The sequence below is a fragment of the Neisseria lisongii genome (assembly GCF_028463985.1).
Classification (GTDB): domain Bacteria; phylum Pseudomonadota; class Gammaproteobacteria; order Burkholderiales; family Neisseriaceae; genus Neisseria; species Neisseria lisongii.
Genome location: NZ_CP116766.1, coordinates 840,148 through 853,639, shown reverse-complemented (window position 1 = coordinate 853,639; position 13,492 = coordinate 840,148). Strand labels below are relative to the sequence as shown.

General features: G+C 45.2%; 11 protein-coding genes. 6 read left to right on the top strand and 5 right to left on the bottom strand.

The window, feature by feature from the left end; all coding sequences use genetic code 11:
* Window positions 1-256 precede the first annotated feature (256 nt).
* Window positions 257-2,323: a TonB-dependent receptor plug domain-containing protein gene (locus PJU73_RS03850; protein WP_237091445.1), complete on the top strand. Its 2,067-nt coding sequence runs from the start codon at window positions 257-259 to the stop codon at window positions 2,321-2,323.
* Between the two features lie 92 nt (window positions 2,324-2,415).
* Here the strand turns inward: PJU73_RS03850 and typA are convergent, their stop codons facing one another.
* Window positions 2,416-4,227 carry a translational GTPase TypA gene (typA, locus tag PJU73_RS03845; RefSeq protein WP_237091446.1) on the bottom strand — a complete coding sequence of 604 codons (1,812 nt, stop codon included), beginning with the start codon at window positions 4,225-4,227 and terminating at the stop codon, window positions 2,416-2,418.
* A gap of 513 nt (window positions 4,228-4,740) precedes the next feature.
* On the opposite strand from typA, the gene bfr (PJU73_RS03840) reads away from it, so the two are divergent.
* The 5 genes from bfr (PJU73_RS03840) to iscX all read left to right on the top strand — a co-directional run bounded on the left by bfr (PJU73_RS03840) (window position 4,741) and on the right by iscX (window position 8,531).
* Entirely contained in the window at window positions 4,741-5,205 is a 465-nt protein-coding gene (gene bfr, locus PJU73_RS03840; RefSeq protein WP_237091447.1) for a bacterioferritin, read from the top strand.
* 20 nt (window positions 5,206-5,225) lie between these two features.
* A complete protein-coding gene (gene bfr / locus PJU73_RS03835; protein ID WP_237091448.1) occupies window positions 5,226-5,699 on the top strand; it encodes a bacterioferritin in 474 nt (157 codons plus the stop codon).
* Window positions 5,700-5,888: 189 nt separating this feature from the next.
* Window positions 5,889-7,751: a Fe-S protein assembly chaperone HscA gene (hscA, locus tag PJU73_RS03830; RefSeq protein WP_237091449.1), complete on the top strand. Its 1,863-nt coding sequence runs from the start codon at window positions 5,889-5,891 to the stop codon at window positions 7,749-7,751.
* A gap of 186 nt (window positions 7,752-7,937) precedes the next feature.
* Window positions 7,938-8,276: an ISC system 2Fe-2S type ferredoxin gene (fdx, locus tag PJU73_RS03825; protein WP_237091450.1), complete on the top strand. Its 339-nt coding sequence runs from the start codon at window positions 7,938-7,940 to the stop codon at window positions 8,274-8,276.
* Between the two features lie 57 nt (window positions 8,277-8,333).
* Window positions 8,334-8,531 carry a Fe-S cluster assembly protein IscX gene (gene iscX, locus PJU73_RS03820; protein ID WP_237091451.1) on the top strand — a complete coding sequence of 66 codons (198 nt, stop codon included), beginning with the start codon at window positions 8,334-8,336 and terminating at the stop codon, window positions 8,529-8,531.
* 289 nt (window positions 8,532-8,820) lie between these two features.
* Here iscX and PJU73_RS03815 read toward each other — a convergent pair whose 3' ends face one another.
* The 4 genes from PJU73_RS03815 to PJU73_RS03800 form a co-directional block, all read right to left on the bottom strand.
* On the bottom strand, window positions 8,821-9,570 hold the full coding sequence (locus PJU73_RS03815; protein ID WP_237091452.1) for a HEPN domain-containing protein: 750 nt from the start codon (window positions 9,568-9,570) through the stop codon (window positions 8,821-8,823).
* Window positions 9,571-9,644: 74 nt separating this feature from the next.
* Window positions 9,645-10,289, bottom strand: coding sequence for an OmpA/MotB family protein (locus PJU73_RS03810; protein WP_237091453.1), 645 nt, complete (start codon window positions 10,287-10,289; stop codon window positions 9,645-9,647).
* Entirely contained in the window at window positions 10,279-12,222 is a 1,944-nt protein-coding gene (locus tag PJU73_RS03805; RefSeq protein WP_237091454.1) for a methyl-accepting chemotaxis protein, read from the bottom strand. Before PJU73_RS03805 ends, PJU73_RS03810 begins: the two co-directional genes overlap by 11 nt.
* On the bottom strand, window positions 12,222-13,487 hold the full coding sequence (locus PJU73_RS03800; protein ID WP_237091455.1) for a hypothetical protein: 1,266 nt from the start codon (window positions 13,485-13,487) through the stop codon (window positions 12,222-12,224). Before PJU73_RS03800 ends, PJU73_RS03805 begins: the two co-directional genes overlap by 1 nt.
* Window positions 13,488-13,492 lie beyond the last annotated feature (5 nt).

The following is a 13,492-nucleotide window of genomic DNA, read 5'->3' as shown; positions in this document are numbered from 1 at the left end:
CAGACAGACAGCCTGCGGCTTTTTTGCGGTTTTCAGACGGCTTGTTGTTTTTCCCAAACCAAAATATTTTTCTCGTTCCCCCATTGTTGTAAAAACGAAACAAGCAATTTCAAAAATGATTTCTCCTATCAAACAATATTGATAACAATTCTTATATTTGTTTATAATGCAACTTCCTTACAGTTTGTTTACATTTTATTTCACAGAAAAACAAACTTCCTACATAAATCAACTGAATTTAAGAGGGAAATAAAATATGACATTCTCTAATTCATTAGGCTTCCGCCTGAGTATGCTGACGTTGGCGCTGTCTGCGGGTTTTGCCCATGCAGAAGGACAAACTGTCAATCTTGACGAAGTGGTGGTCAAGGCTTCATCAACAGCGGTGCCGACCCGTGTTACCCGTAGCCAGATGGATCGTGAAAACGCCAACGATTTGAAAGAGGTGATGAAAGACCAAATCGGTATGGGTGTCGGCGGCGGTACGGGTGTTTCGCAGTTTTACAGCATTCGTGCAGTGGGTGAGGACGGGATTAATCTGGACGTGGACGGTACCAGCCAAAGCACCAAAATCTTCCACCACCAAAGCCGTTTTATGCTTGATCCGGCGCTGCTCAAAAGCATTAACGTAGAAAAAGGTACCGGTTCGGCTTCAGCCGGTATCGGTGCAGTCGGCGGTACGATTAAAGCGACCACGGTTGATGCGAAAGATTTGCTGGTGGACGGTAAACCTTACGGCGTGCGGGTATCCGGTGGTGTGAGCAGCAACAAAGGAACCAACGGCGGCGTGGCGGCTTATGCTTATATGAATGGTTTTGATGCTTTGGTTGCCGCTAATTTCCTGAATAATAAGGACTATAAAGACGGTGAAGGCCGTCTGAATAAGGGTAGCGAATTGGCACAGAGCAGCTATCTGGCAAAAATCGGCTACGATTTCAATCAAGACCACGGCGTGCGCCTGAGTTTGCGTCAGGAACGTCAAAAAGGCGACCGCAGCAACAAAGCAGAGTTTTTGGTTGAGGGCGACCGCTTTTATGAAAACACCGGACAGCTTGAAAACACCGCCAACTTGGAATACCACGGCCGCAATTTGGGCTTTGTCAGCAAATTGGATGCCAATGTGTTCCAAATCAAAACCCACGACTACAAACCGCCTAAAGGTGGCGAAAAGTACTCAACTGAAGACCGTAAAAAATATCCGCTGGAGCTGACAACAGCAACCGCCCGAGGTGTCAATCTTGATTTCACCAGTGACATTGGCAGCCACAGCGTGAAATATGGTGCCAATTTCCGTCGGGAAACGACCCAACCGTCTGATAAAAGCAATGCTAAAGAATTACCACCGGGCTTTTTCAACAAAGCCTTTCCTGAGAAAAAAACCGATACCGGTGTTTATGTAGAAGGTATTTGGCGCTTTGATCCGGTAACGCTGACCACCGGCCTGCGTTACGATCATTTCAATTTCCATGCAGCCAGCGGCGAAACAGCCAAAGACGGTCAAGTCAATCCGAGCTTGGGCTTGATTTGGGACATTAACCAAAACCTGAGCCTGTTGGCTACCTTAAACCAAGCCAGCCGTTCGCCTCGTTTGAACGAAGCCTTGTTGGCGAATAATATTTCGGGCTTCTACAACAAAGTCGATCCGAAACTGAAAGCCGAAACCGCCCGCCGTGCCGAATTGGGCTTGCGTTGGAATGACGATAATTTAAGCGTCAGCGGCAGCGTGTTCCATCAAAACATCAAAGATTTGATTGTTTATAAATGGGGTCTCAGCGAAGAGAAACAGGGCCGCATCTACAACGGCGGCAAGCTGAAAACTTGGGGTTACGAATTTGACACCAAATACCGCTACGGCGGCCTGACTGCACGGTTTGGCGTGTCTTATGTGAAACCGAGCATCAGCGGTGATGTATATTATGGATTGGACAAACTGCAATCGGATATTCACGAAAGCTCGTTTACATTCCGCAATATGGGTCGCCAATGGCTGACCGGCTTGTCTTACCAATTTGACCATCCGAAACTGGAAATCGGCTGGCGCGGCCGCTATGTTGAGAAAGTTAAGTTCCTCGACAAAGTACGCCAACCTAAGAATGGGGATAAGATTGATGTGCCGACTCACAAAGCAGGTTACGGCGTGCATGATGTGTATGCCAACTGGCAGCCGAACGGCAAAGACAATTTCAACGTGAATTTTGCGGTAAACAATATCTTTGATAAAAAATACCGCAGCCACAGTCAACGTTTCCCTAACGGCTTTGAGCGCACACCGTTCTACGAGCGCGGCCGTGAATTTACTTTGGGCGTAAACTACCGTTTTTAATCCTTTAATCATTGTTTGATTAGAAAAAACAAAGCCGTCTGAAAATCATGATTTTCAGACGGCTTCATTGTTTAGATTGCGGATACCGGCAATCAGTCTAATTTTTTAAAGTGGCGGCGGCGTTCGAGTTCGCTCAGGTAGCGTTTGCGCAGGCGGATGGACTGCGGTGTGATTTCTACCAGTTCGTCGTCGTCGATAAACTCAACCGCACCTTCCAGCGTCAGTTTGATCGGCGTGGTCAGGCGTACGGCTTCGTCGGTGCCGCTGGCACGGATATTGGTGAGTTTTTTGCCTTTGAGCGGGTTTACCACCAAGTCGTTATCACGACTGTGGATGCCGATAATCATGCCTTCGTAGATTTTGTCGTTCGGCGATACGAACATGCGGCCTCGGTCTTCCAAGTTCCACAGGGCGTAGGCAACGGCTTCGCCTTGTTCTTGGGATACCAATACGCCGTTGTGGCGGCCGGGCATGTCGGGTTTTACCGGTGCGTAGTCGTCAAAGACGTGGCTCATCAGGCCGGTGCCTCGGGTCAGGGTCATAAATTCGCCTTGGAAACCGATCAGACCCCGTGCCGGAATATGGTATTCGAGGCGGGTGCGGCCGTTGCCGTCGCTCTCCATATTGGTGAGTTCGCCACGGCGGCGGCCGAGTTCTTCCATGACTGCGCCTTGGTTGTCGTCGGGTACGTCCACGGTGAGGTTTTCATACGGCTCGCATTTTTGGCCGTCGATTTCACGGAATACGACACGGGGTTTGCCGACTGCTAATTCGTAGCCTTCACGGCGCATGTTTTCCAGCAGGATGGTCAGGTGCAGTTCGCCCCGGCCGGATACTCGGAATACGTCGGCATCGGCGGTGTCTTCGACACGCAGGGCGACGTTGGTCAGCAATTCTTTTTGCAGACGGTCGCGGATTTGGCGGGAAGTTACGAATTTGCCTTCTGTGCCGGCGAGCGGGCTGGTGTTTACCATAAAGTCCATGGTCAGCGTCGGCTCGTCCACGCTCAACATTGGTAAGCCTTTGGGATTGTCTTTGTCGGACAGGGTTACGCCGATGCCGATGTCTTCAATGCCGGAAATAATGACGATGTCGCCGGCTTCGGCTTCTTCCAATGGAACACGTTCCAAGCCTTTGAAGCCCAATAATTGGTTGATGCGGCCTTGGGCGACTTGCTGTTCGTGGTTCATCACGGCAACCACTTGACCTGGTTTGATACGGCCGTTAAGAATGCGGCCGATACCGAGACGGCCGGTGTAGTTGTCGTAGTCGAGTTGGGAAATCTGCAACTGCAGGGTTTCGTCGGCGTTGCCGCTCGGGGCGGGGGTGTGTTTCAAAATGGTTTCAAACAGCACACGCATATCGGTTTCGCTGCCGTTTTCTTCCAAACGGGCAAAACCGCTCAGGCCGGAGGCGTACACAATCGGGAAATCCAGTTGTTCGTCGGTTGCACCCAGATTGTCAAACAGTTCGAAGGTTTGGTCGATAACCCAGCTCGGGCGGGCGGACGGTTTGTCGATTTTGTTGATCACCACAATCGGTTTTAACCCCAAAGCCAGCGCTTTTTTGGTTACGAAACGGGTTTGCGGCATCGGGCCTTCTTGGGCATCTACCAGCAACACCACGCAATCGACCATGCCCAATACACGTTCTACCTCGCCGCCGAAGTCGGCGTGTCCGGGGGTATCGACGATGTTGATGTGGTAGCCTTCGTAATCAATGGCGGTATTTTTGGCAAGAATGGTGATGCCGCGTTCTTTTTCCAGATCGTTGCTGTCCATCACACGCTCGTCAACCTGCTGGTTTTCACGGAATGTGCCGGATTGGCGCAGCAGTTGATCGACTAATGTGGTTTTGCCGTGGTCCACGTGGGCGATGATGGCAATATTGCGAATTTGTTTCATGGTGTTGAATCTTGTCTTTAAAGAAGTAGGGAAAGATGGGTCAGTAAAAATAACTCGACATTGTAACATGATTTGCAGGGTTTATCGTGAAAACATATTTTTCATATATTTTGGGAAAACGGGAAAACGCATTTCCCGCTGCATTTTCTACACCGTTTCCTGCCTATCGTTTGGTATGGCGTGTGATTGTTTCGGCGATAACCCCCATTTTCATACGGCCTGTTATTGATAATTAAAATTGATTGGGATTGCGTTGGTATTTTATTTTACTTATGGTTAAGGAATGTAAAATTTTTTAGCCGTTGCTAGGGATTATCAATATTGCTTACAGTAAAATATGAAATAAAACAACAGATTGATTTTTCCAAACTGCTATTTTAGCGATAGATATATTTGATAATTGTTTGTATTTTAAGTAGAAAATTTGTCTGTTTAACAAAAATTGAATACAATAGCACCATCTCGAAACAACACAGCAGCCTGAAGCGGCTGCATTTTGAAAAGGAAAAAATCATGCAAGGTAATCAAAAAGTTATCGACTATATGAACGAATTGCTGGCGGGCGAACTGGCGGCGCGCGATCAATATTTCATCCATTCACGCCTGTATTCAGAGTGGGGCTATACCAAACTGTTTGACCGTCTGAATCACGAAATGGAAGAAGAAACCCAACATGCAGAAGACTTTATCCGCCGTATTCTGATGCTGGGCGGCACGCCGAAAATGCAACCGGCTGCATTGAATATCGGTACAGACGTAAAATCTTGCCTGCAAGCGGATTTGAACACCGAATACGAAGTGCGTGATGCCCTGAAAAAAGGCATCAAACTGTGTGAAGAAGCCCAAGACTACGTTTCCCGTGATTTGATGGTTGCCCAGTTGAAAGACACCGAAGAAGATCACGCCCACTGGCTGGAACAACAGCTGCGCCTGATCGACTTGATTGGTGAAGGCAACTACTACCAAAGCCAACTGTAATCCGCAAAAGGAGCAACAATATGAAAGGCGACCGTTTGGTAATCCGCGAGCTGAACAAAAATTTAGGCTTGCTGCTGGTAACCATCAACCAATATTTCTTACACGCCCGCATTCTGAAAAACTGGGGCTTGGAAGAATTGGGCGAACACTTCTTCAAACAGTCTATCGTTGAAATGAAAGCCGCCGACGACTTAATCGAACGCATTCTGCTGCTCGAAGGTTTGCCTAATCTGCAAGAGCTGGGCAAACTCTTAATCGGCGAAAGCACCGAAGAAATCATCGCCTGCGATTTGGCCAAAGAACAGGAAAAACACGCAGCCCTGCAAGCCGCCATTGCCGTTTGCGAACAGCAGCAGGACTACGTCAGCCGCGACCTGTTGGAAAAACAGAAAGACACCAACGAAGAACACATCGATTGGCTGGAAACCCAACAGGAACTGGTGGAAAAACTCGGTTTGCAGAACTATCTGCAAACAGGGGCGCAAGAGGACTAAATACAAACCGCTACCAAAATCAAGCGTTCTCTTAGCCAAAACCGGCATATCTTCAGCGATATGCCGGTTTTTTGTATGGATAAAAACGGCAGGCGATTTTGCGAAATTCCTGAGCAAACCACTCAACTATCGCTGCGAAATCTGTTAAAATGCCGTCTGAAAATCGAATAATCCAAGGCACACACCATTATGGCACTTTTGCAGATTTCAGAACCCGGCATGTCCGCCGCTCCGCACCAACACCGCTTGGCGGTCGGCATTGATTTGGGTACGACCAACAGCTTGGTGGCGACTGTCCGCAGCGGCAGCGCCGTTTGTCTGGCCGATGAAGCGGGTAGAAAAACCTTGCCCTCGGTTGTCCGCTATACCGAAAACGGCGGCATTGAGGTCGGCGCTCAAGCATTAAAGGCGCAGAAAACCGATCCGCTCAACACCATTAGTTCCGCCAAACGCCTGATCGGGCGGACTTTACACGATTTAAAGCAGGAAGCGCATTATTTGCCTTACCGTTTCGGTCAAAACGAACGGGTGATTGAACTCAACACCCGTCAAGGCAATAAAACGCCGATTGAAGTTTCGGCGGAAATTTTGAAAACCTTAAAATCCCGTGCCGAAGCCACATTGGGCGGCGATTTGGTCGGTGCGGTGATTACCGTTCCGGCATATTTTGACGATGCCCAACGCCAAGCCACCAAAGATGCGGCGAAACTGGCGGGGCTGAAAGTATTGCGCCTGCTCAATGAGCCGACCGCTGCGGCGATTGCCTACGGCTTGGATAATGCTTCGGAAGGCACGTTTGTGGTGTACGACTTGGGCGGCGGCACATTCGATGTATCCGTCTTGCAACTGACCAAAGGTTTGTTTGAAGTCAAAGCTACCGGCGGCAACAGCGCCTTAGGCGGCGACGATTTCGACCACCGCCTGTTTTGCCATCTGTTGGAACAAAACGGCTTATCCAAATTAAACGAGCAAGACAGCCAGCTTTTGCTGGCTCTGGCACGTTCCGCCAAAGAAACGCTGACGCTTGAAACGCAGGCGCATATTCAGGCCGAACTTTCAGACGGCCTCACGATTGATACCTTGATTAGCCGCAGCGAATTTCATAATCTGACCCAGCATTTGGTACAAAAAACCATCGAGCCGGTGAAGCAGGCGCTGAAAGATGCGGGTGTCGGCAAAGCCGATATTCAGGGCGTGATTATGGTTGGCGGATCAACCCGAATGCTGCATGTGCAGCAGACCGTTGCCGCCTTTTTCGGACAAACACCGCTGAACAATCTTAACCCCGATGAAGTCGTGGCACTCGGCGCAGCGGTTCAGGCCAATGTGCTGGCGGGCAACAAAGCCGACGGCGAATGGCTGCTGCTGGACGTTACGCCGCTGTCGCTCGGTTTGGAAACCTACGGCGGCTTGGTTGAAAAAATCATTCCCCGCAACAGCACATTGCCAACCGCCCGTGCGCAGGATTTCACCACCTTTAAAGACGGCCAGACGGCGATGACGATTCATGTTTTGCAGGGCGAACGGGAATTGGTGTCCGATTGCCGCAGCTTGGCAAAATTCACCTTGCGCGGCATTCCACCGATGGTGGCGGGCGCAGCGAGAATCAGAGTAACCTTCCAAGTCGATGCCGACGGCCTGCTCTCGGTCAGCGCCCAAGAACAAAGCACCGGCGTGCAGACTCAGATTGAAGTCAAACCGTCTTACGGCTTGGACGACGACACCATCACCCAAATGCTCAAAGACAGCATGAGCCATGCCGCCGCCGATATGGCGGCACGGGCGAGGGCGGAGGCCGCGGTCGAAGCCGAAAGCCTGATTGCCGCCATCGAATCCGCCTTGGCGCTGGACAGCGATTTGCTGACCGAAGCCGAAGCCGCAGCGATTCAGCACGATATCGCCGCCTTGCAACAACAAGTTCAGCAGGGCGATGCCGACACCATCCGAGCCGCCGTTGCCGCCTTAAGCCAAAGCACCGACAACTTTGCCGCCAAACGCATGAACCGCAATATCCAGCGGGCCTTGACAGGGCAAAGTATCGACAATATCTAACCCGAAAACAGGCGGAGACCCACCGGTTGCCGCCTGTGGTAGCGAAAGATTGTTTTAACAGTCGGATGATGGATAAAGTAAATTCACGATAGCGGAAAGAATTTATTTTTGCGATAAAATACCGTTTTTCAGACGGCCTCAATTAAAAAGCCGACCAGCAAACCCTACTAAAAAGAGAAAATAAAAATGCCGAAAATTACCGTATTGCCACACGCCGCATTATGCCCCGAAGGCGCAGTTATCGAAAACGCACCCGAAGGCAAAACCGTTTTAGATGTCTTGCTCGACCACGATATCGAAGTCGATCACGCCTGCGAAAAGTCCTGTGCCTGCACCACTTGCCACGTTATTATCCGCCAAGGCTTCGACAGCATGGAAGAACCGACTGAACTGGAAGAAGACCTGCTCGACCAAGCCTGGGGTTTGGAAGCCGATTCCCGCCTGAGTTGCCAAGCCGTAGTTGCCGATCAAGACTTAATCGTCGAAATCCCGAAATACACCATCAACCACGCCAGAGAACACTAACACCAAGCCATCTGAACCCCCGTTTTTCAGACGGCCTCAATCAAAAGGAACATGATTATGAAATGGACCGACAGCCAACGCATCGCCGAAGAACTCTACGACCTGCACGGCGACAGCATCGACCCCAAAACCGTCCGCTTCACCCAACTGCGGGATCTGATTCTGGCTTTGCCCGACTTCAACGACGACCCCGCCCGCTGCGGCGAACGAATCTTAGAAGCCGTACAACAGGCTTGGATTGACGAAGCAGAGTAAGTCGATAAAAACCATGCCGTCTGAAAATCGGGAAAACCGGTTTTCAGACGGCATGGTTTTAAATAACGCTATTATTTTTTCCCGTATTTTTCAGCCGCATTTTTAGAAAACTCCAACCAGCGGTCAAGCAATCCCGGAGCGGGGCGGATTTGCGTTTTTGTGCCGCATTTCGGGCAATCCGGTTCGGGAAACCGAACATCGCCAAAATAATCAGGCTTGTCTGACCAGCCGCATTTCGGGCAAAAATGTTGCATTTTGGTTTTTGACAACATCGCCATATCAACCACTCCTATTGATCATTACGAACATACGGATAAAACGGCTTACCCCAAAGTTTCAAATTCGGATTTTCCATCATCACCATTAAAAACAGCGGAAGCAGTTTCATCAAAAAAGCACACGCCGACTGCAACTGCTTGCGGTTGGCACTGCTGTGCCAAGTCGCCCCGCCGTGAATCAGTTGGTTACGCAGCGTGTAGAGACGGTCGAAAACAATCATCAGCAGTTGATCTGTATCTTGAGCAGCTAAAGCACGATTGACGGATTTCAGTGCTGCATCAAATTTTTCCTGAAATACAGCTTCCGTAATCTTTTTATTGTGAAAATCCCAAAACGGTTGAAACACAAATTGATTTTTTAACAATGCCTGAATATCGGAAGAATAAACCCGCCAGACCAAATTATAAATCTGCTTTTCCCGATCCAAACTGCAAACGGTGGTAATAAATTCCCGAAAAGAAGCCTTATCATGCAGTAAATTAGCGCTTTCTAATTCATAAGCATACGCAGCATTAAAAGCAATCCATAACGAGACAAAACCAAAATCCAAATCAGATTTTGTATTTTCTAATGCTACCCAAGCCGATTCAGGTAAACGACTTTGTTTCAGTTGCCGATCAAGCTCATCATATCCGTCTGCCAACATCATTTCCGCACGTTTCAACCAACTCAATGAACGGTGGATACGCAGGCGGAACGGTTCGGGGTAAGCGTTTCGGTTCTCAAGATAATGAGTGTTTAAAGTTTGAATAGTGGGCATAATAGTTATTCCTATAACAGATAGGGAAATTGATATTGTGGCGTAATTTCTAATGAATTACACCACAATAACTTTTAGCTAGATTGATTGATAATAAATCGGATTTCTACTCGCCTATTTCTTGAGTCCGTGCTTGGGATATTAGGTAATAATCTGGAATCACCATAGCCTGCAACAATAATTTTTTTAGCATCTTCACCTGATAAATTACCAATAATCAGTTTCCGTGCTTCTCTTGCTCTGGCTGCTGATAGGGTATAGTTATCATCATAAACGGTACAGTATTGTGCAAAATTTGTTACAGGAGTAGAAACAGGGTCGCTATCTGTATATCCTTCCACAAAAATTTCATGATTAGGTGCATTTTTTATATGCTCAATAACTTTATCTTCAATACGGGATAACGCTTTTTGAGCAAGGGGGGTAATGCAGGCACTTCCTTTTTGAAATACGCCGTCTTTCAGAATAATTCTTGAGTCAGCAATATTGAAGTCAACCAATTCAGAAGCACCTTGTTCGGAAATAGATTGTTTCAGGTTTGATAACATCTCTGTCATTTTTTTCCGCTGTGCAAATTCTCCTTGCTGCGATTCCTGTTTATGCTTGAATTCGGAATATGTTTTTTGTAATACCGATACTACTAACAGCAGCATAACAATAGCCATTACTCCGGACATCAAATCAGAAATCGAAACCCATTCATTTGGTTTATCTTTCATTAAATCCCTCACTATTTGGGGTCAAGTTCAAATTGGATTGAATTTTTGTTTGTTTTTGTTGCTCATTAAGAATGAGATTCAGCATTTCTAATTTTTCGCATGATTGGGAAATCCTATTTAAAAAGTCATGTAATTGATTGGTGTTGGACATTTTCTGTAAAATTTCTGCTAATACAGGTTGGAGAGATTGATTATTTTCAACAATATGTTGTATTGAGGTAACCAAGGCTTCAATTTGATCTGATGTTGCATTATAACGTTTGTCTAATGACACCATTGATCTGTTGCTGTGAGATATAGCAGTAAGCCCTTTGTTAATATCTTCACTCAATTTATTAGTTAGATTGGTCATTGCACAAATTTGCTCATTCAAATTATCACTTGTTGCGGTGAACACCTCTTGAGATTTTTTTTGTAATTCCATTGATTCGTTAATTGTATTGCTGACATTGGTCATCGTGTTATTAACTGAACCGGATAGTTGATTTACAGCATTCGAAATATCAGTGGTTGCTTGCCCTAAACCTGCTGACATTTCTGTCATATTTTGTTTGAAGCTTTCGCTCATATCTCCAATAGTTGTGTTGAGATCTTGGGTCATTTTCTCCATATTTGTAATAAAGCTTTTATCCATATTACTGATGGTGTTACCCAAATCTTCTTTCATTTGAGACATCAAATTGTTCATTTCAACTGCAAGAGAGTCAATAACTGTTTGGAGTTTCGCTGCGGATCCCCCCATATCTTTTGCGGCTTGAGACATTCCTGAGGCTGATTCTTTGAGACTGTTAATTGTTTCCAAGCTACGATTAACAAAGTTATCCATCGCATCACGGGTTTTTTCACTTTCTTGGGCTGTTTTGTCTAGGAAGGCACTATTTTTCTCCATTGCGGCAACGATATGTTCTTGTTGGATTTGAATGGAAGTACAAATTTTTTGAGCTAATTCTTTAAAATTTTCTTGGTTGCCTTCTGAATGCTCAGTTTGTTGTGCCAACAATTTATTAAATGAAAGATCAATGGTTTGTGAAATAGTATTCGACATCATATTTGTTGTGTCTTTAAACTCAAGGTGCTGCTGATTGAGTAGCTCGGCTTGCTTTTTTGAAATATGTTCAAGCAAAGTCATATTGCGTTGGCTGATTTGCTCCTGATTCATCAGTAGTTTATTAAATAAATCATTTAATGAATTTAATAATTGCTTATGAGCCGAACCAGCTACTTCCTGAATAGCACTGAGGCTGATATTTATTGTCTCTGCTTGTTTTCTGCTTACATTTTCCAAAGAATGCTCATTTGATTTACGGTTTTCTTCTTGAGATTTTTCCAATTTGTTCGTTAATTGAGCGATGGACAGTAATAAATCCTCTTGTTTTTTATCCGACGCAGAACCAGATTCTTGTCTCTTTTTATCTAAAATGGATTTTACTTTGGACAAAGTCCAATTTAATCTTCGTTCTTCATAGTTATTTTTTGAAGAAATCAGTTTTAATGCCAAAAATGCAATTAAGCCCCAGGTGGAAGTTTTAAATTTTGTTCCCAAACCTTCCATCATTTGCATTAATTGTCCCATTGAACCATCGATATTATTCATATCGGCACTACTAAGGATATTTGAAGCTTTATCAAGTGCTAAACCCAAACCGATAAATGTTCCCAATAAACCAATAATTAAAATGATACCGGGCATAGTGTCCGCAATATATTCTGATTTGGTTTCAACGCTGGAACTGAGTTCGGATATCGTACCTTGCTCAATATCCAGTTTTTTATTATCCCAATTTGCTTCCCAGTTTTCTTGTGTAGCATTTTTGGATAGGTTTTTCCATGTAAAAATGAATAAAAATATAATCAGAATAAAAAAGAAAATCGGTAAAGCTTCAATTTTTCCTGAGTAAGGGCTTAAGAATTTTAAAATATCTAAAATAAACATTATGCTACCTCAATTTCTTCGTTGGCGACTTCTTTTGTTCGACGTTTGCTGTCTTCCATAAATACATTGGCAAAGTCAGAAATCAGCGATTGTTGTTCATCTGTCAGGCTATCCCAAGAACGTTTGCCTTCGACACATTCAATCAACAACATTCCTACTTCTTCACTTTCCTCAAGAACCCATTCTCTATCTTCATCTATCCATTGCTGTTCTGTTTTTTCTAATACTTGCAAGAATCCTTCTGCTGCATAAATATAATCTTGCATAGTGCGATTTTTGCCTGCTTGCTCACGTAAATCTGCGCCAAGCTCTTTAACCTCCTCATTTAAATAATTAAAGCGTTGTTGTTCTGTGGCTGAAAGATCTTCAATTTTCTTTTTTACCTGAAGTTGAGTCAGTTCACGTTGTAATTTTGATAGTTCCGTATTTAGTTTATTCCATTTATCTTGCATATCTTCTAGGTTGATATTCCAAGAAAAAATAAGTTCTTCAAATACAAAAGGTAATAATGCTTTACCATAACGTTGTTGGATAAGTTTATCCAAGCGGATGGTTTCCTCCTCAGTCAAATAAGGGTTTGTTTCTAATAATTTATTACCGGTTTCGATTAAGAATAAATCATCATGCGAAATTTCACTTAAATCTTGGGCTTTTTCTAACCGCCGTTCCGTAATCTTCAATAATTTTTGTGTAGCACGTAATCGCAGATAATGATCGAAATTATTTGAATTGCTGATTTCAAAGCTATCTAATGCTTCTTGAATACGGGTTCTTACCAAAATATATTCATTGATCAGTTGTGCAAAACGAATGGATCGGCGTTGTTCTTCAGTTTGCATGAAGCCCATTGCTTCATGCAAATCTTTTTGCCGTGTAACAGCTTGATTTTCTTCTTCCTTATTGAAAAAAGTTTCTTTAATGAACTTGGCTTTCTCTAAAGCCCATTCTATTGCTTTGCCTACTTTTTTAGCTAAAGGGCTATTACCGATTTTGTCTAACCAATCCAAGCCTTTCGCAATAACCGTTCCTACCGTAGCAGCCCATGGAAAAACTGTACTGATTTTAGCAGTAGCAGCTAACACGGCTTTTTTAATAGGTTGTAAATAAGGTTTTACGGCGTTATATACTTTTTTGACTGAGCCAACAATTTTTCCGCCCCATTCAACCGCTGTATTAACAACAGTTTTAGCAACTTTTTTTGCACCTTCCCAAACAGAAGAGGCAACACTTTTCACACCTTCCCAAAGAGATGAAAAAAATCCCATTTTTA